The organism is Veillonella magna DSM 19857 (assembly GCF_000428745.1).
Classification (GTDB): domain Bacteria; phylum Bacillota; class Negativicutes; order Veillonellales; family Veillonellaceae; genus Veillonella_A; species Veillonella_A magna.
The window spans coordinates 174,213-192,782 of record NZ_KE386795.1 but is presented as its reverse complement, the minus strand read 5'-3'; the positions used below and the strand labels follow the sequence as shown (position 1 = coordinate 192,782).

General features: G+C 32.8%; 12 protein-coding genes and 2 pseudogenes. 1 reads left to right on the top strand and 13 read right to left on the bottom strand.

From position 1 onward, the window contains the following. Nucleotides 1–15 precede the first annotated feature (15 nt). The 3 genes from G344_RS0107825 to G344_RS0107815 form a co-directional block, all read right to left on the bottom strand. The gene (locus G344_RS0107825; RefSeq protein ID WP_169718814.1) at nucleotides 16–2,520 is read right to left on the bottom strand and encodes a P-loop NTPase fold protein; all 2,505 of its coding nucleotides are present in this window, start codon (nucleotides 2,518–2,520) and stop codon (nucleotides 16–18) included. 32 nt (nucleotides 2,521–2,552) lie between these two features. Beyond that, the gene (locus tag G344_RS11550) at nucleotides 2,553–4,781 is read right to left on the bottom strand and encodes a KAP family P-loop NTPase fold protein (RefSeq protein WP_028255712.1); all 2,229 of its coding nucleotides are present in this window, start codon (nucleotides 4,779–4,781) and stop codon (nucleotides 2,553–2,555) included. 224 nt (nucleotides 4,782–5,005) lie between these two features. Further along, nucleotides 5,006–6,697 (bottom strand): retron Ec67 family RNA-directed DNA polymerase/endonuclease, encoded by a 1,692-nt coding sequence (locus G344_RS0107815; RefSeq protein ID WP_038155370.1) that lies wholly within the window; start codon nucleotides 6,695–6,697, stop codon nucleotides 5,006–5,008. 729 nt (nucleotides 6,698–7,426) lie between these two features. On the opposite strand from G344_RS0107815, the pseudogene G344_RS12255 reads away from it, so the two are divergent. Beyond that, a pseudogene (locus G344_RS12255) lies at nucleotides 7,427–7,672 on the top strand (transposase); the annotation flags it as partial. A gap of 20 nt (nucleotides 7,673–7,692) precedes the next feature. Here the strand turns inward: G344_RS12255 and G344_RS0107805 are convergent. The 10 genes and pseudogenes from G344_RS0107805 to G344_RS0107755 form a co-directional block, all read right to left on the bottom strand. Next, nucleotides 7,693–9,207: a UvrD-helicase domain-containing protein gene (locus tag G344_RS0107805; protein ID WP_028255709.1), complete on the bottom strand. Its 1,515-nt coding sequence runs from the start codon at nucleotides 9,205–9,207 to the stop codon at nucleotides 7,693–7,695. Beyond that, complete coding sequence (locus G344_RS0107800; RefSeq protein ID WP_028255708.1) at nucleotides 9,204–10,913, bottom strand: ATP-dependent nuclease; 1,710 nt, start codon at nucleotides 10,911–10,913, stop codon at nucleotides 9,204–9,206. Before G344_RS0107800 ends, G344_RS0107805 begins: the two co-directional genes overlap by 4 nt. A gap of 55 nt (nucleotides 10,914–10,968) precedes the next feature. Continuing rightward, complete coding sequence (locus G344_RS0107795) at nucleotides 10,969–11,847, bottom strand: HAD family hydrolase (RefSeq protein ID WP_028255707.1); 879 nt, start codon at nucleotides 11,845–11,847, stop codon at nucleotides 10,969–10,971. A gap of 294 nt (nucleotides 11,848–12,141) precedes the next feature. Continuing rightward, entirely contained in the window at nucleotides 12,142–12,804 is a 663-nt protein-coding gene (locus G344_RS11545; protein ID WP_028255706.1) for a hypothetical protein, read from the bottom strand. Nucleotides 12,805–13,001: 197 nt separating this feature from the next. Continuing rightward, complete coding sequence (locus G344_RS0107785; RefSeq protein ID WP_028255705.1) at nucleotides 13,002–13,262, bottom strand: hypothetical protein; 261 nt, start codon at nucleotides 13,260–13,262, stop codon at nucleotides 13,002–13,004. Nucleotides 13,263–13,535: 273 nt separating this feature from the next. Next, a pseudogene (locus G344_RS11735) lies at nucleotides 13,536–14,214 on the bottom strand (transposase); the annotation flags it as partial. 82 nt (nucleotides 14,215–14,296) lie between these two features. After that, complete coding sequence (locus G344_RS0107775; protein WP_028255704.1) at nucleotides 14,297–14,497, bottom strand: hypothetical protein; 201 nt, start codon at nucleotides 14,495–14,497, stop codon at nucleotides 14,297–14,299. Between the two features lie 304 nt (nucleotides 14,498–14,801). After that, the gene (locus tag G344_RS0107770; protein WP_071838108.1) at nucleotides 14,802–15,722 is read right to left on the bottom strand and encodes an acyltransferase family protein; all 921 of its coding nucleotides are present in this window, start codon (nucleotides 15,720–15,722) and stop codon (nucleotides 14,802–14,804) included. A gap of 168 nt (nucleotides 15,723–15,890) precedes the next feature. Then, nucleotides 15,891–17,090, bottom strand: a complete 1,200-nt coding sequence (locus G344_RS0107760) for an ATP-grasp domain-containing protein (protein WP_028255702.1) — start codon at nucleotides 17,088–17,090, stop codon at nucleotides 15,891–15,893. Nucleotides 17,091–17,130: 40 nt separating this feature from the next. Beyond that, nucleotides 17,131–18,570, bottom strand: a complete 1,440-nt coding sequence (locus G344_RS0107755; RefSeq protein ID WP_028255701.1) for a lipopolysaccharide biosynthesis protein — start codon at nucleotides 18,568–18,570, stop codon at nucleotides 17,131–17,133.

Genomic DNA, 18,570 nt, shown 5'->3' with positions numbered 1-18,570 from the left:
TACTGGCTACTTTTCTCATTTTTGATTATCTTCTTCATCAAGTAAATCTTCCAATGCTTTTAATGATAATTCATCTTTTTCGTATTCCCTTTCAATCGTCTCTATCGATATATTTTGTCCCATGCGCTCCCTTAATCTATCTAACTCCTTGTAAGTAGTATTAGATGTAGCAAAACGCATATCTCTTACTTTAATGTTTTTATTCTCTTTTATATGGCTTTTAAGTTTATCTATTAAGCCCTCAATATTTTTAAAGGTATCATTTATTACCTTACTTTCTATATAATTATCCTGATCTATTCTTTTTAACTTATTAATCTTTGTTTGTAATTTATTGCTAAGATTTATATGTTGACTTTTTATAGATTGTATAGAGCTGTCTAAGCAGTCTATTACCAACAGTCGATTCTCCTCATTGTACTCACGATATATATTTTTTAGATTTTCAATTTTTTCTATAGGCCCATATATCATATGCCCAGATAGTACAAAAGTATACATAAAATCATACATATACACTACTAAATCACCCCAATATATATGCTGCATCATTTTGTCAAAAAAATCACTGTATAAACTTACTAGCGCATCTATTTCTTTAATTGTATGTGCAGACTTAATAGCTTGCCTGCATATCAACGTAACATAATTATCGGAGTAGTTCTGATGCAGCCAGAATGTATATAGACAAAATATTTTTAGCCATAAATCAGGATATTTATCCCCAACATTAGTAGTAAATCTTACTATACTCCATGCTTTGAATATATAATCAAAGTCATTATTAAATAATTCATCATTTCTATTTTGGTTTCTAATATAGCCATTTAGATATTCTTTATTCTTTATCACTCCATGTATAGCTTTTACCCGTTCCTCTTCAGATGAATAAGTATCAAAAATCTTAATACATTTATTAATTAACGCTTCAGAATCTGAAAAAGCCTTCAAAGAAGGATTAACTAAACTAGCAACAACTATATCAATAGTACCTATATTACTCAAATTTTCTTGTTGTCCATATCCCCAAAACAACATTAATTGGTTAATACGTTGGTATTCTAAATCTCTCTCTAATTTTTCTCTCACACCTTTATTTGGTGTACTATCACTTTCCACCTTAGCTTTTTGTATCTGTATCATAGCTGCCCAGGGCATCTTTTTTCCGTTAAAATCATATTCGATATAATGGGCCAAATTTTCTTTCAAACAATAGTTTTCCAGTTCTTTATATAAATCGGGATAAAATATCTTTATAAAGAGAACTTTGAGAACTTCATTCTTTTTATCTGTAAGATCTTCTCTATCACGTAATGTTTCCTGAGCTAATTTATAGTATTCCTCTATTCTTCTATAATCATAAGGTATCACCCATAGCGGTTTAGGAATATACTCCAGCGTGTTGACCATCGCCATAGATATTCCGTGTTGCCATTCCACTTGCTTATCAAAAACAGCTTCCCAATGAACATCCTCCAATAGATCTTTTTCGTTAGTATGACTTTTCTTCCACTCTGAACTAATATTTTGGATTATCATATCAAAGGTTAATGTGCTCAAAAATATCTCTTGCGGAATATATTTCTCAACATATCGTTTATCCATACCTAATTCCTTTAATTTTTGATAATCATATTGATATATAATTTTAATTCCTTCAACTCCTTCTTCTAATTTCCGATTTATATCTAGTATTTGACGTAACCGTTCTCCTGCTTCTATTCTGTCAATATCTTCATAGTTAATGACAATATTTTTATTCAAATATTTTAACTTTTGAATTAATGCTCCTAATGTATCCGATGGCGATTTAATGACGCCTAACAAATTACCGAGAAATGCTAACTTATCAGACCAGTTTACTTTTCCAACTATGGTTGTAAGACTACCGCTTATAATCCCATGTCGACGTAATACGACTGATAATTCCGTAAAGATTGTATGTATTAAACTATCTATATTTATCTGTAGGGCATCTATTGTTATAACAATCCATCCCTGATCTTTCTTTTTTTTCAATAATCGGTTCACTAAATAGGTCTTGCCTGTTCCCCAAGCACCGTCAATTCCAACAATTGAAAACTTTTCAAATTTCTTTTCCAGCTCATCAAAATCATTTTTTCGACATGCTAGTAATCCCTTTTTATATATATCCTCCGCTTGCTCCAAACGATTCTTTCTTTTATATATTTTATATATTATTTTATACATTTTATACATTTTTTCATATATTATATTCACTAAAATATAGCGGATACAAAGAATACCAAGGAAAGTTATCCCCCCTATCCAATAGCCATATGCCATAACTGACCAGAGTATACCTAACAAAACAGAAAAAAAGAGCACTACCGATATAATATTCCTCAAACTAAAATAGTAGTTGATATCAATATTTTTAAAACAATACCACACTATTGCACAGATTATGGTTATCCACACATGATCACCTATAAACAAAGCTATGTTTTGATAAAGCCCAAATATAGTCTGCCAGAAATCATCAGATAAAAAATTCAACAACATCATCCCCTTACATTGCACATTATAAGTTAAAGCTTCTCTTTTATTTCAAGAATTTTTTGTACTTTATTAAGAATTATAGATTTATTCTCTCCAAATAATTCAAATGATGGTCTATCCTCATTATGAAATATATATAAAAAAATTGCCAATCTCTTTTTTTCTAACTCTTCTAAACGTTCAAAACCTGGTTTCAAAAGATACTCCCCTATACGTCTAATCGCATCTTCTTTAGTAATAAATTTATATAGCATGTTTTCATCTATGTCGTTCTTTATATATACTGTTGTAAAGTCTTGTAGGTTCTGTGTAACTATAGAACCCTCCGACACATAGAGCACTAACTTAATGAGTCCCCGAATATCTGCAATAATATATTCTGTAAGATTCCTTAAGATATCTCCATCTATCATATCCATTAGATTTAAAAATCCCAAACCATATGTATCATCGATAAAATCTCTATTCTTAATAGTATCTACAGCTTTTTTCATAAATACTTGCTTTAACCTGTCCACCTCAGAACTTGATAGTAATTTAGCTTGAACAACCTTTTCCAGATTATTAATAGCGCTGTATAAAAACCGTGCCATTGAGCTTATATGTAGCTCAGTACTATTAAAAATTTCTTCTATCAATACATCATGTTTTTCCTCTTTAAATGTATTTAACAACCGATATATTCCTGCTACTACTGATATTTTATTAAGTGCCTCAACTTTCACATCAATTCTTCCTAAAACCCAAAACAAAGAATCTATAATCAATTTTACCCGTTCCCGTAAAATTTCTTGTCGATCTTTTTTATTTATATATACGACTACATAATCTATAAAATCTCCAAGTTTACCCAGCATATAATACGTCATTAGTGTATTCCTAACAGTTTGTTTGTCATACATTATTAAAAATTTATTAACACCCATTTGAGTTATATTGTTACTATCAAGATTCCATACAAAATAGCGGTCAAAATTATCTATATAACATATACTATGATTCATTAGCTGTTCCTCATATGGATATACCGTATAAAGAGCCTTATCGTTTACATAGCTGTTAAATGAAGGAAATAAACAAAGTAGTATAGAGCGTGCAGCTTCAGTCTTTTTTGCCATGTTTAGTAGTTGTTTTAATTGCTCTTGAATAACTTCCTTTTGCTTCTCATTGCCTAGAGTCCATGACTCCATATAAGGTTTACACAGGAAGTCACGATATTCAAAAAGCTTTTGATGCAACTCATGTTCGAATACCTCTAAGCAACAAACTCCCATTAAATCAATGCTATCTATACCGCCCATATCATTTTTTAAAATCGCTAATTTACTTCTTATATTATTAAAAAATCGTTTCACACTTCTCATAGTGGTTAAATATGGCATTATACCTTCTGCATATAATTGTTTTCCTCTCTCTAAAGAAAGCATTCGTTGTACCTTACTTTCACCCAATACCTTATATAAGTATTCGAGATATAGATTTTCTATATCTTTCTTCTGAATAGCCGGTATCGCAATCGGCACCTGTATGATTTTCTCCATATATTCTTTGCCTCTATTATGCTGCACCCGATTTAACGCTTCGGCCACCACCTCATAATCAAAAGCCAATACATAGGTTACATAGGGAAAATCCGCAAGTAGCTTTACTAGTTTAAACGTAGTAACGATTTCTTCATCAGACAATCGGTCAATATCATCTATAAAAATAACTATCTTTTGCTTTAATTCTTTCAGTTTCTCCACAATCTCATCTTTAATAGTTTGCAAACTACGGTTTTCTGTTTGTGAAGTATATGTCGTCAAGGCATCTATTCCTGCCTTTGTCGCTATTCCTGCAGTCGGGCCGAAAACTAGTGATACTACCGGTACCATCGCCTCTTTATATTGTCCCAGTTGTGTAACTATCGTTGTAAATTTATGTGCTTTATTTTTCTCTAACTCACCCTGTAAATGAGTAAAAAATTGCCTAGTCAAATCACTGGCATTCGAATACAACCAAGGATTAAAATGTATAACCTTGATATACTCCTCTCCTTCACCATATCCGTACCCCTCTTTATCTACAGAAGTAAGTCTCTCACATATCATATTAATAATTGATGTTTTACCGCTGCCCCATTCACCGTACAAACCGATTGTTAAAGAGTCATCATCATCATTATTACGTAATAAATTCACGATACTATTTACAAATTTTTCTCGATGTAAAAGATCCACTTCATGGCTTTGTATGGGTTTATCCTTATTAATTTCCATAATTGCTCCTACCTATACCACGAACAAACCAACGATATATTTAGTTTTATTATAACAAAAGTCTTAATTGTATGATATATAAGATAAAAAAGCCGACATGAATCTAGCATTATTAATCTTATAATGACTTGATTAATTTCCATGACGGCTTTCCTCTATTCATTTTATAATTTTTTATCAACTATAATAACTTGATTATTATCTCTTAATAAATTTGTCTACTTTTATTCCTTATATTCTTTTATAATTGAATTTAAAGTATCTAATAGCGGCCTAAAAGAGTCAAACCTTAATTTATCATAATTATCTAAAACATACTGTGAAAATTCATTTTTTCCAAAAAATTTACTTATATCATAACGCTCTTCTCTACTAAAGTTCCGTCCCCCTATCTGTATTAAAGGATTATCTTTTAGAATTAAATCTTCTATCTCATTTTCTGCCATCCCATTCAGAGTAGGAAATGTTAAAATGTACAAATTTCCTTGCAAACAACAGTATTGTTGCTTTTCTACTATGTTTACTATATCCTCTACTTTCTGTTTCCAAAAGTTAAGCATTTTTCTTATAGGTTTGTTTTTATTGCTTATTTCATTATCATAAAGCAGAAAAACTGGATTTGTCGCTTCACAAGAATATTTTGAAAAATATGAGTAATAGTCAGGAAGTCCTTCACTGTTGGGGGAGCCGTAATAATTTGAAATAACTTTCATTGAGTCTGCCCCATCATGTTGAATCCCTAAAAACCGCTCTAATCGCTTACTACGTCTTAGAAAGGAAATATGAAATTTAAACCTTCCATTTCCAACTGCAGTTACTAATGCAGGGTAATGATGACACAACGATTTTAATGCAGCCTTTATATATCGTTTATCTGTTTTTCCTTCAGTAATAATCACAGGTAATTCATTATGATAGAAATATTTATAAAATAAAAATTGTTGAAATAGACGTTCTCGGCCAGACATCTCTTTAGGCGTAAATCGATTATATCTTTTATATTCTGCATATGTAGAAGCATATTTATCAATATAGTTAATAAAAGATAACCGTCCTTCCAACTGTTCAATAGATCCTAATACCCCATCAATATTAAATTCACCTTTTGTATACAAGCTATGTGCCATAGCACGGGTTCTTCTTATATACTCATGTGGTATATTTAATTTTTTATTCACCACTAAGCCTGTAACCACTTGCCTAGAATCCTTATACATAAAGCGAGTCTTTTTTGTATTCATCCTAAACCCAGCACGAATAATTTCCGCTTCAACCTGTTTTATAAATTCATCATATTCATTAACAAATTTTCTATCATTAGTGGAAAAAGTCAAATCATCTGCATATCTTGTATAATTAAGTTTGAATTTCTTTGCAATTCTCAAAACTCTATAATCTAAAATTTGGCATATCAAATTTGTGATAATAGGAGAACAAGGAGCGCCCTGTGGTAAACTCCCTTCATAGCATGTTAACTGGGCTAAGGTAACCGCAACTTCTTTTGGAAAAAGGAAATTTTTATTTTTTTCAAAAAAGCCACACACCCGACCAAAATGAAAACTGTCAAAAAAATTCTCCAGATCAATATTTATTACATACCTTTTATTCCTATGATTACGAGCATTGGTTATAATACTTCTTGATTTTAAGAATCCATGCGCTATATTATTCTTTTTTGTAGTCGATCCATCATAAAAAGTTTGTAACATTTGCGCTAGACGTTTTTGTACAAACTTTAACGGCCTTTTAGGTGCAGAAATTATTCTAATGCCCCCACTTTTTTTAGAAATCTTAAATTGTTCATAAAAACTATCTATCCCCTTTTTATAAAGAATATATGTAAGTAATCTATACTGTATTCTTAATTTCCTGCATAGGTCCCGTTTATCTTGAATCCCACTACCTCTCTGATTCATAACGATCACCTTCACCCTCTTATATAAATAGACGCACGAGAACTCATTAGGCTAAACTATAAACTACTCATAAACTATTGAGTATCATTAATTTGGCACAGAAGCGCGATGTGCACTTTTTTGTCAATGCTTGCGAATCACAAGCAAAAAATCTTCTCATGCGTCTATTCTCAGTATACTGTATTCTAAAATAATAGTCTATCTTAAAATGATAACTCAAAGTTAGTAATTAAATTATTTTATCGTTTCAGAAAAATATCCCCCTAAATTCTTAGTGCATCATAGCACTACTCTTACACATGAAGTAAGTATTATATTAAACTATCATCAATAACCATCATCTTAATAGAAGCATCTCATTGATTAATTGTAAAATGAAATTGAACACATAAAAAATCCATAGTGACTACCGCCGTGTTATGATTAAAGTGACCAAACCAAACACACGAGGTATCACTATGGACTGCATTAATCATAATACATCACTCCGTACAAACACCTATCGTATGAAGAATGCTTCTACATCTAAAAGTAGTTACAGGCTAATTATCTCAAAGGCAGTCATTGCTAAGGCACTGGGGCATTCCAGAGCAATGATTTATACTGAAATCAGACGCGGCACCGTAGTACAAATTAATCAAGGAAAGCCAATACTCATGTACTTAACTGATCGCGGTCAGGGTAGTTACGAAATATCTCGGAAAGGTTCGTTCAACACTTTGAAATCTATTTTCTCATCCCTATACCGCATGGGAGCGTGGCACTAATGAAAGGCACAATGGATTATTGCGTCGCTTTATTCCTAAAGGTACACCTATTCACACGGTATCTAAAGAAATTCTTAACCGAGCAACAAATTGGTGTAATACGTTGCCTAGAAAAGTCCTCGGTTACCGTGCACCGCAAAAGTCATTCCTTGACGGAGTCAAAAAGCTAACGGACGTAGCAAGTGTTCAATTTCATATTGCAACTTAGAAAAATTCTTTAATTCTTGGTTACTTCATAATAGTAGCTATTTCTTTCATTTTTAGACTTGATTTTTCTAAAATTTCATTGATATTATTAGCAAACTGATTTGCATAAGAATTTTTATGAACATATACGATAAATAACTTAGATTTTGCCCGTGTTACTGCAACATAATGATTATATATCTCCTGCTTAGTTGCTAAACTATAATCAGATGCAAATATAATCACCTGATCAAATTCCAAACCCTTAGAAGAATGAAATGTCATAGCAACATGTTTAAGTTCATCAATCTTAAATGCTGCGTGATATTGTTCATCGCAAATTGTAGTATATAATTGCTTACAATGATCAATTTTTGTCTGATAACCTAAGTAGTTAGCTATTTCCTCCACCTGTTCATAAAAACTTAGTTCATCTTTTTCCTCCAAACTTTTACCTAAATAGGTAAGCGCAGTTTTAATACGATTTAAGATTTTTCTATTTCCATCTGCTTCATTGGGAATCTCATCCCGAAGGTCATAAGCTGAGTACTGTGGTAATATAAAATATTTTGCTACTGCGTTATATAGCCATGCGGCTTCAGTAGTTATATCAGCAATAGGAATTTGAGGAATATATGTAAACTCAATGCCACTATCCAACAGTTTATTGGCTCCTACTTTAGCATTCTCATTACTATATCTCAATAATGCACTCTTCTTACTCTCATCTAAATAGGGGGTAATCTTAGACACCCAATTCTCTTCCGATGAACATACTATTACTACAGAAGATAAATCATCTACCGGTACATATAGATTCCTGGTATTTTCAAATAGCAAATTTGAGTAATTTTGAATTTGCTGACAAGAACGAAAATTCTCTACCATAAATCTTTTTGAGAAATTGACTTTATTCAAAATTCCTTTGAAAGCTTCAGGGTATGCTCCCCGCCACATATAAATCGATTGCTTTTCGTCTCCCACAATAAAAGTATCTATTTTTAATATATCACAAATATACATAAATAAATTATGCATATCTTTATCACAATCCTGGTATTCATCCACATAAATTTTGAAATATTTTGCTTTCAAATACAACTGACATGCTTTTGAGCATTTTAAAATATTTAAAGCAAGTTCAAATATAAAATTTTTCTTATTATCTTGATACGAACATAATATTTGTTTTGTTTTTATTTTATCTATACCTTCTTCAAATGTATGAATCTTTACAGAATAATCTGTACTCATACCTACTCTATATGCCATACCGTATACATCTTTCATAAAAGGCTTGATAATTTCTTCAATAGCAAAACTATTATTTGTTCCAATAAAATGCCCCATTGTATCTACTGCCAATCGTTCTTTTATTTCTTTAGCAGCCTTAATTGTAAAAGTAATCGCCGCAACCACCTTGTGCGTATATTGGTGTTCAATATCATGCACCATTTTAGCCACTAGAGTGTGTGTTTTTCCTGTACCAGCACTCGCGCTTACAATCAAATTACCTGGCGTTTCGACAATTTCCTTTTGTATTTGAGATAACATCATTCCATTATATCCTTTAAACATGCAAAATTATAATGCTCATAAATCCTTGTGCAATCTTGCTCTTCCAGTTTTTCGACAAGTTCAACCATGTGCTTATTCTTCGCATCCTGCAAATACTTAATAGGATCTCCATCAGCATTAGGAAGATATGTAAGCATTTTATCGTGAATAACCTCATCCAAATCTTCTTCTAAGCTACATCTAGATAAGTAAAGAGAATATTTAGATCTGATTTCATCGAGTCTTTCTCGATTATTTTCATATAATTTCTGTTTTGCTTTAACCCCGTTTCTATTAATCGGCGTTTCAGGAAGGAGGCACTTTTCAACATCATCATTTTCACTCTTCTTAATATATCTATTTAATCGTGAAAAACCTAATACACTATACTTCTTTTTCCCCTTTATCTTTCTTAAATCGTTATCTGTCTTAACAATCTTTTTTATCTGCAACGCATCAAGAATTTCATAATATGGTTCAAATCCAAATCCACCTACCGGGAGTATATAAATACCATCAGCCTCATACAGTGGATTTATTTTCGTTAAAACTTTATCAAACAAGATCTTCTCAGATGGTCCTTCAACAAGTAATACCTTATCTGCAAAAATCGCCTCTACCAATCCCCGATTCAACATTTTTCGTTGATTTTTAAACTCATCAGGCACCTTATAAAGAATACTTTTGCTTACTACTTTATCTTCGTTATATATTCGAACCAAATTTACCTTATCCATTTCAGTCAACACCTGAGGGGAATGGGTCGTCATAAACAGGTATCGATATTTATTCTCGTCAAACAAAACATGAGATAAGGCTATCTGCATAGAGCGATGCAAATGATTTTCAGGCTCTTCGATTAAAAAGATATTGATTTTTCGTTCTTCTTCCTCTTGAGAAAGTAAACCAAAAATAGAATATACTAATAGCTTTTTCCGTCCTTCTCCCGACGTCGGATATAAAAAATCATCTGCATCCTGTTTTATATAAGGAACTATATTAGAATATAAGCCTTTCACTGCAATTTCTGACTTAACAGATATAGATACATCATCATGCCTAAATTTTTTATATTCAGGTGAAATTTTCTCCTCAAATGATTTTACGCCAGATAACTTAGATATATGAGAGTTTAAATTATCACAAGTATTGCCAATATCATCTAAAATCGCTCTATCCTGTTCATTATCATTAATAAGCAATTTATTGACATTCTTTTTAAACAGGGCATATAAATCGACATATGCATCAATGTAAACTACGTTAAAAACATAGTCAATCTCAAAAAATGTGCTACGAGCCGGCATTACTTCCAGATCTTCAAGATTCCCTCCCCAGTATAAAGATGGAATACCAACCATTTCTTTTTCATCATACTCAGCTAGTAATTTTATATATACAGTCTTTTGATTCGAGAGAATCGCCCCTTTTAATTTTGCACGCAACTTTTGATTGTCCATATCACCTGTATCGCTAATATCAATTCCCACAATAATTTCTATTGGTGTCTCTACATTCTTTTTATAATAATCTGTATCTCCAAAATTGCGTCTTCTAATCTCTTTGTCAAATATGTATCTTATAGCATATAAAAAATTTGTCTTTCCTACATCGTTCATACCAAATATAACATTTTTATTAGTTAAATCTATAGATATATCTTCAAAGTTTCTAAAATTTATTATCCTTACTGACTTAAATTTCATACAACTATACCTCATATATCGTAAGAATACATCAACATTATTTAATCTATAGTCCTCATTCCGCGATTGATTTAGTGGTCTCTGCCAATTCCTCTACTGCCTTTACTTTATTCATGATAGCCTTTACTGCCACCTCTATTTGACTACCTTCACTATAATCAGCGGGTACTACAAAATTTACACGATTAGCTTTCATCAAATCTCCCGCTTGTTGACGCCCCTGGTCGCGATTGTATACTGCAATAGATTGCCCTCCGTTGACCTTAACTAATTTCATGCAAGGGACATCCGTTAGTCCATCGCCAACATAAATCATATTAGAAAAAGGAATCCGACGCTCCATATCTTCTTTATATGCATTTAATTCTCTTTCACTTCTTGTATCGACTGTAAGTACACCTTTATTTATACGAAATAAAAATTGAGTTTTAGTTGTATAATTAACAGCAAACTTTGGCCATTGAATCATCCCTGTATAATCATAAAGAAACTCACAAGCATAAATCTTTTTAAACTGTTTAGCAATCGTTGTTCCTTCAATAATTTCTTTTAACCCGGATGAAACAATGTAATGTTCTACTCTTATTCCAATCTCTCTAGCATAACTATTAATACGGTCGAACCAACTTTCCACACCTTCGAAGAATTCTACATCTTCCCCCATCTTCTGTAATGTAGATCGTTGTATGTGAATCTTTTTCTCCTTTGCTTTTTCAACCATCTTTAACATGTACGCTAGGATACTATCCATCTCTTCCCTATCTGTAAGTTCTTGTGCCTCTTTCCAAAACTGCTCTGCTGTCATTCCCAATGCAGGGATAAATGCGTATTCCTGCATATCTTTTGTACATAGTGTCTTATCAAAGTCATACATAATTGCAACAATAGGAACCTTATTCAATTTTCTTCCTCCCATTCTGTATTTAACTTTCATAATAAATAACTACTTCGCACTCAGCAAAATTATATCGCCTTATCTATATTTCTAATCATAACTATTTCAAATCAAGCTATCATCGATTCTATGTTCATATTATACCATATCACACTATCACTGAATTATGCACGAATATCCCCTACAAATGATTTGTTAAACTCAAGAACACTTTCAGTCGGGAATTTTCTACATACAAAAATAAGCTGCCATAACCAAGCAATCAACCTATAGACCTGATTACTTAGCTTTGGCAGCTTATATTTTTTATAGCAACCTAACTTACATATCTCTCTACAACATTAACTCGTAAATTCCTTCAGCCTTCGTACTCTCCCTCTCTTTCTTAACTTTATATATCACTACTTCCTTATCCACAAACTTCCCATCCTTATAAAATTCATGAGTTATCCCAAAACTATTTGATTGTATATCCCATGGATGGAATATACAAAGAATTCCCATTTTATATTTATAGTTCCCATCCTGAGAAGTTAAATTTTTAAGGCGAGTCCCGTCAGAATGTATCCCTTTCTTTTCTCTCCTAGTTATGTAGTCAAAATTGCCAATTTTTTTCACCTCTATGGCAATTTCATTACATGTACTCTTTCTTTTGTGTACAATAATATCTGTAAAAATATATCCCTTATGTTTTCTACGATTTTCTTTTCTCTCAACTATAATTCGTTTTTTATTATCCCCGTCCAATTTGCTCTTACAGAGTCGATTATACTCCACATCGGCTACTGTCTCCGGAGCAAGATTATATGCGTGACCATCAAAGCAAATTATCTCATTAAGTCTATTCATGAGCGCTCCGCAAAGAGTGCGTTCTGCAAGACCTTGCTCTATTAATTTCCAATCTAATAGAGAAAACCTTGCTTCTGCAGCCGTGAAAAGGCATAGCAATTTATCATAATGTTCATCACGATAATTATCGTGATCCTTTTCACTCATCTTCACACCTCCTTAGGTACGTAATGATATTATTAAACTCGACATTCTTACATGACCAAAAACCTACATTCTTAAGTTGCCATTTTCCTACATTCTTATCGTATCATTTGTACCATCGTATCACGATCAAAATCCTACACACGAGATAACACTATGGACTGTATTGATTATAACATATTCTTTAACTGTTGCGTGTCTTAGCCTACTCCATCGTAAGCTAATTTTTCTTTGAATCTTTTAAACTTTTCTTTCTGTTTGTGGATATCATCAGGTGTCTTAATTTTTTCGACAGCCAACTCTTGCTGTCTGTCCAATATATAATCCAAATATTTTTTCTTCGTCATATCATCAAGCGTAGACATTCCAATATGAGCATAGCATTGATTATATAATTCGGCTAACACTTCAATAGCAGAAAATCTATTCGCTTCAAATCTGTATTGAGCAATTTTGTCCATTGGGCTTTCCTCCTATACAAGAAAAGTAGCTAAGCCAATCACAGGCTACTCCTCGCTTCCCCTGTATTCTCTTTTTGACCTACATCTTAAAATTCACTTTTATATAAGCCACTATATTAAAATACGGGCATGTCAAATATTTTGTGTAAACTCTTAAAAATCTTTGTCATACTTTTCCATCAAAGGTCCCAGCCGCTCATCAATAAGCATCTGGTTACGGATTATTGCCCAGTTCGCCAGATGATGTGAAGTCCATTTCTTATAGAGTTCCTAAATACGAAGATAGAAAATTTTTAAAATAGCATCCTCGTTAGGGAAGGAACCTTTCTTCGTGACTTTGCGAAAACTGGCATTTACGCTTTCAATGGCGTTGGTCGTGTACATTGCCTTTCGTACTGCACTGCCATACATAAAGAACTGTTCTACGTGTTGGAAATTGTTTTCCCAAACAGCGATGGCACTAGGATGTACGCCAGCGGTCTACTTCTTCCATAACGCAGTCGGTAATATTCGAAATTTGTTCATGAGAGAGCTGGAATCCATACATATCTTCAATGGTAGCAGCAATGTCACGCTGGCTCATCCCGCGTGCATACATGGCCAGCACTTTGCCTTCAATCGAGGATACATTACGCTGATACTTCTTTACTATTTGAAGCTCAAATTGCCCCTGACGGACTCTTGGGACAGAGATAGGGACTTCTCCCAGTGATGTTTTCAATGTTTTCTTTGAATATCCATTGCGAGTATTCGTAGACTCTCCTGTATGCCCATTCTTTTCATAACCAAGATGATTTTGCATTTCGCCTTTCAATACTGCTTCAAAGATAGGGCCAAAAATCTGCTTCAGAGCATCTTGTATATCTTGAGTATCTTTAAGGTCATAGTTATCAAGAATCTGCTGCGCAATTTGCTCTCCGGGAGTGGGTATAGTTTTTTTACGTTTTGTCATGAGTATCATTCTTGCTATGTGTTTGCCCAATTATGAGGGGAATAATTGAAACTAGTATAATAACCTGTTTACACAAACTATTTTACACTCCCGTCGTACTTGGATTATCAGTAAATACTTGAAGAATAAAAAGCGCAAGAATCCAAGTAAAAATTAAAGCAATTGGGATAGAAATAAGTAAAAGCAGAGTCATAAGAGGATTACTAATAATTACTATAAATAGCATAAATAGGAAAAGAAATGCATTAAGTACGAGTTTGCCGATGCGGCGAAGTATTTTCATGCCTATCCCCTCCCTTTTTAGGACCATGAAATTATATTTTTATTATAGCATGAAGGTACACACGGGATTTTAATTTTTGATATCTGTCATTTCTAGATCTATATCATGTGTAGATGCATATCATTCACAGATGTATATCATTTATAGATGTATATTATTTATACTCTAGCCCATAACAGCGTATTGGTAATTAAAATCTGTATACAAATAAAATTGTATCCATATTAATATGCTAAAAAGGACATGTGATTCGTCACATGTCCTTTTGTTAGATGCATCAGTACTCTCCCAATCTTTCTGAGCATTATGAATATAATTTTCTCAACCAAGAAAATTTAGATATATTACTCAATCTTAATATTCCCCAGGAGATAATTAACGTTATAATAAGAACAATAATAAAGGGGCTTATAAAGTCCATAAAATGCGTATGTAGCAACTTATCACTAAACATTAGAAGAATGATAACCCATGGATGTACTAAATAAATCAATGTACTCGCTGGCCCTAAATACGGAAAGACTCTATGGTAGTCTGTAGATAGAGCTAATACTGTTTGAAAAAGAAAATATGCCGTAAACGGTAGCATAATAAAAGTGTCATAGTGAATTGCCATATCATTGGACTTTACATAATATAATTCTATAGCTTGTAAAGCTAAACATATTATTCCTCCCATTACTGATAATGGCAAGCTATGCGCCTTTCCCTTAATCGACACTAAGATCCCTAAACAAATAAATAGCATCCCCTCAGACAAACCATTCCTAGCAGTTACAAAAATTTTACCAGTAAAAACAAACAATATATGTAAACTAGGTACAATCTGTTCACATATTTCCGCCAGCCCTCCCCAGCTTTCTCCTAATAACCCAGCACAATACAAAATAATCGATATGAAGAATATCTTTTTAAAAGCTATTCCATGATAAACTAAGTAAAATACTATTCCTACACTCCATATAACTGCATTTAAATACCATAGATGGTGATAAAATCCTACCACAATAAAATAGTGTGCTATATGGACAATATATTTTACAAGGCCTGACAACGAATCAACATTATGATATAAATCCCTAAAAACAATAGGTGAATAGATAATACACCATATTGTATATAACCTTATAATTTTTATTAAATAACGTTTTATGTTAAGTGTCTCAGCCTTGTATTTTTCCCATAAAAAGTATCCTGTACACATGAAAAAGAAAGGTACGGCCAAGCGCGGTACTAAATTAGTAAGCTAAAAATCAATACTATTTTCACGGTTTCCCCAAACATGAATATGAATCATAATAACCAAAAGCGAAAAAATAAACTTAAACATATCTATGGAATAATTTCGAATAAGTTTCATTCATTATATCTCCCATCAATATATAGGCTAATTCTATTTTCTTCTACATTTATCTACTATTTTTTCAAAAACTCGCTTCACATATGGTTTATACCAAGCTAAGCTTCCGCTTATATCATCACGACTCCATTTAGCGAAAGCACCTGCTTTCATAATATAAGCCCCCCAGTTAATTAAAGATATTCGCCCCTCTTTTACGTGCCTGATATCACTTAATTCATCCATAAAGAAAACTTTAGAATCCACTCTTGTTTTCAAGGCGCGAGATAATCTTTTATTAGTTACATCCATAAAATAGATAAGAGGAAAATTTACTCCAGCTGCCATCATCCCATATCCATTTCCACTAGTCCGAAAATTAATCTCATTTAAATACACTTGATCTTCGCACACAAGCAAATCAATATCGTACATACCTCGATAGCCTTGCTCCCATAATTTTTCTAACACTTTATAAGCAAGCGAACGTAAAAAACAGTCTTTACTTTCAAAACCTGCATATGTTGTACTCCCCCCCTTTACAGGATACTCTCTTAATTTTTTTATCATTCCACCACAAATACGTGGTGATTGCTCAACCAAACAGCCATAAGCACACTCTTCATATTTTTTTATTAAGAATTGTTGAATAAGCAAATGTTTATAGCCCTTGTCTGCAAGCTCAACCAGAGCTGCGCTTAATAGTATTTTATCCTTACAAATAACAATATCTGACTTTTTCCCTAACGCCGATACTTCCGGTTTTACAATACAAGGATAAATAATATCAGCAGGTATTGTAAAGTGTCCTGCTTCAATACCTATACTCCACGTTTTTGCCATGGGAATATTATTTTTATCAGCCCATACTTTTTGTTGGTATTTATCCATCATAAAGGCCACTTGCCCTTTACGGTCCTTAAATCCTGGGAGGATGAAATTTTGAGAAGAGAGTATATCACTCTTATCAATAACATAAGCAGAAAAGTCAGAACACGGTATAAGCACCCATCTTCCCCTGAACATAGTGCTGTAGTCATAAATACGCTGTTCCAATATAGTCTCATCATCCGGACAAAATGCAATCATATCAGGCTTAATATACTTTGAAGCGGCAATGTGAATATCTCCTATTGAGGAATAATCACCATGTACTAGGACCTTAAAGGGTATATTTCCTCTACCTAAGTACCGTATCACTGCTAACGTATTATGATGATCTCCTCCAATAACCAACACTTTATATTCGACCATATGCTGACATCTCCAATTCATAGTTATCTAATAAAATACTTTATCTACTTTTAAGTTTTTTCACCAAATAAGTCATAGCAGATAATTTAAAACAAAATGCAATTCCAATATAAATAATAATTCCAACTACAACTTGCACCACTAAATTAAGCAAGGAACTAACAAATACATGTCCAACTAAGCTAGTAACACTACTCATAACAGCAGCTATCATAATAGATGATCCGATATCCTTTAGTTGATCTAAAAACTTATACCTAAGATATCGCTTCATGCAATAGGAAAAAGACAATACACTGACTATAGTACCTATCAAAATACTCTTAGCAAAGGCAAGCACGTCTAATGATAAAATCATAACAATCATCATTGATACAAAAGAAATAACATTAATTAACACCATAACATAGAACGAGCTTTTTACATGTCCTCTCGCAATCAGCGCTTGATTGGCTATAGACTCAAATGGTCTTGTCAAATAATACAACGAAAATATCTGTAAATACGGAGTCGCCATTATCCATTTTTCTGTCAACAAGGTTACTATTAAATTATCTGCTACTGCGAATAGACCTAGCATCATCGGTGCCATAAAAAAAATACCAACCCGAATAGATGTTCTTACTTTATCTCTCAATAAAGTAATGTCATCCTGCATTGAAGAATACACCGGTAACATCACTCTATTAATTGCCGTACTAAGATTTCCAACAACTATTCCTGTATATCTTTGGCCTTGATCATAATATGCTAAATCGCTTGGCGTGTACATCTTAGCCATTATCATGGTTCTAATCGTTGTCATAGCATTCGCTATAATCTCAGATTCAATCAATTTACTACCAAAAGAAAATATATCTCTAAGCCCTTCTCTCCTCACCTTCCAACTAGGGCGCCATTTTGAAATATAAAATAGGACTAATGTAGATAATATGCTATTTGAAAGGGCCTGAGCAACTAACGCCCATATTCCATATCCCAATAGCGCTAATGTAATTCCAATAACTCCCGAGCCTATAGCCGCACTTAGTGAAGCAAGAAAAAAATTTCTAAAAAGCATCGCTTTTTGTATATATGCTTGTTGAATAGAGTAAAATGACGAAATAGGAACCCTTAATGCCATCACTCTAACAATCATACTTAGCTCTTCTATTCCATAAAATTCTGCAATATAGGGAGCAGAAATAAACAAAATAACATATACAGTTGAAGAAATTAATATACTAAGAAAAAATGCATTATCATAATCTTCCTTACTAGCATTTTTCTTTTGCACAACAGCCCTACCAAACCCCGAATTAGCAAGAATATCACCTAGCGTAATAAATACTGTCACCATGGCTATAACTCCATAGTATCGAGGTTCAAGTAGCCTTGCTAAAACAATCGCAACAATTACCGATACAACTTGTGATGAAAATCGTTCAAAAAATGACCATATAAGACCATCCAGAACTTTACTAGCTAAACTATTCTTCAT

Bases quoted from the DNA above. Each gene is read 5' to 3' on its own strand.
- G344_RS11550 (WP_028255712.1), bottom strand. From the start codon at position 4,781: ATGGAAATTAATAAGGATAAACCCATACAAAGCCATGAAGTGGATCTT.
- G344_RS0107805 (WP_028255709.1), bottom strand. From the start codon at position 9,207: ATGATGTTATCTCAAATACAAAAGGAAATTGTCGAAACGCCAGGTAAT.
- G344_RS0107755 (WP_028255701.1), bottom strand. From the start codon at position 18,570: ATGAAGAATAGTTTAGCTAGTAAAGTTCTGGATGGTCTTATATGGTCA.
- G344_RS0107795 (WP_028255707.1), bottom strand. From the start codon at position 11,847: ATGAAAGTTAAATACAGAATGGGAGGAAGAAAATTGAATAAGGTTCCT.
- G344_RS0107785 (WP_028255705.1), bottom strand. From the start codon at position 13,262: ATGGACAAAATTGCTCAATACAGATTTGAAGCGAATAGATTTTCTGCT.
- G344_RS11545 (WP_028255706.1), bottom strand. From the start codon at position 12,804: ATGAGTGAAAAGGATCACGATAATTATCGTGATGAACATTATGATAAA.
- G344_RS0107815 (WP_038155370.1), bottom strand. From the start codon at position 6,697: ATGAATCAGAGAGGTAGTGGGATTCAAGATAAACGGGACCTATGCAGG.
- G344_RS0107760 (WP_028255702.1), bottom strand. From the start codon at position 17,090: ATGGTCGAATATAAAGTGTTGGTTATTGGAGGAGATCATCATAATACG.
- G344_RS0107800 (WP_028255708.1), bottom strand. From the start codon at position 10,913: ATGAAATTTAAGTCAGTAAGGATAATAAATTTTAGAAACTTTGAAGAT.
- G344_RS0107775 (WP_028255704.1), bottom strand. From the start codon at position 14,497: ATGAAAATACTTCGCCGCATCGGCAAACTCGTACTTAATGCATTTCTT.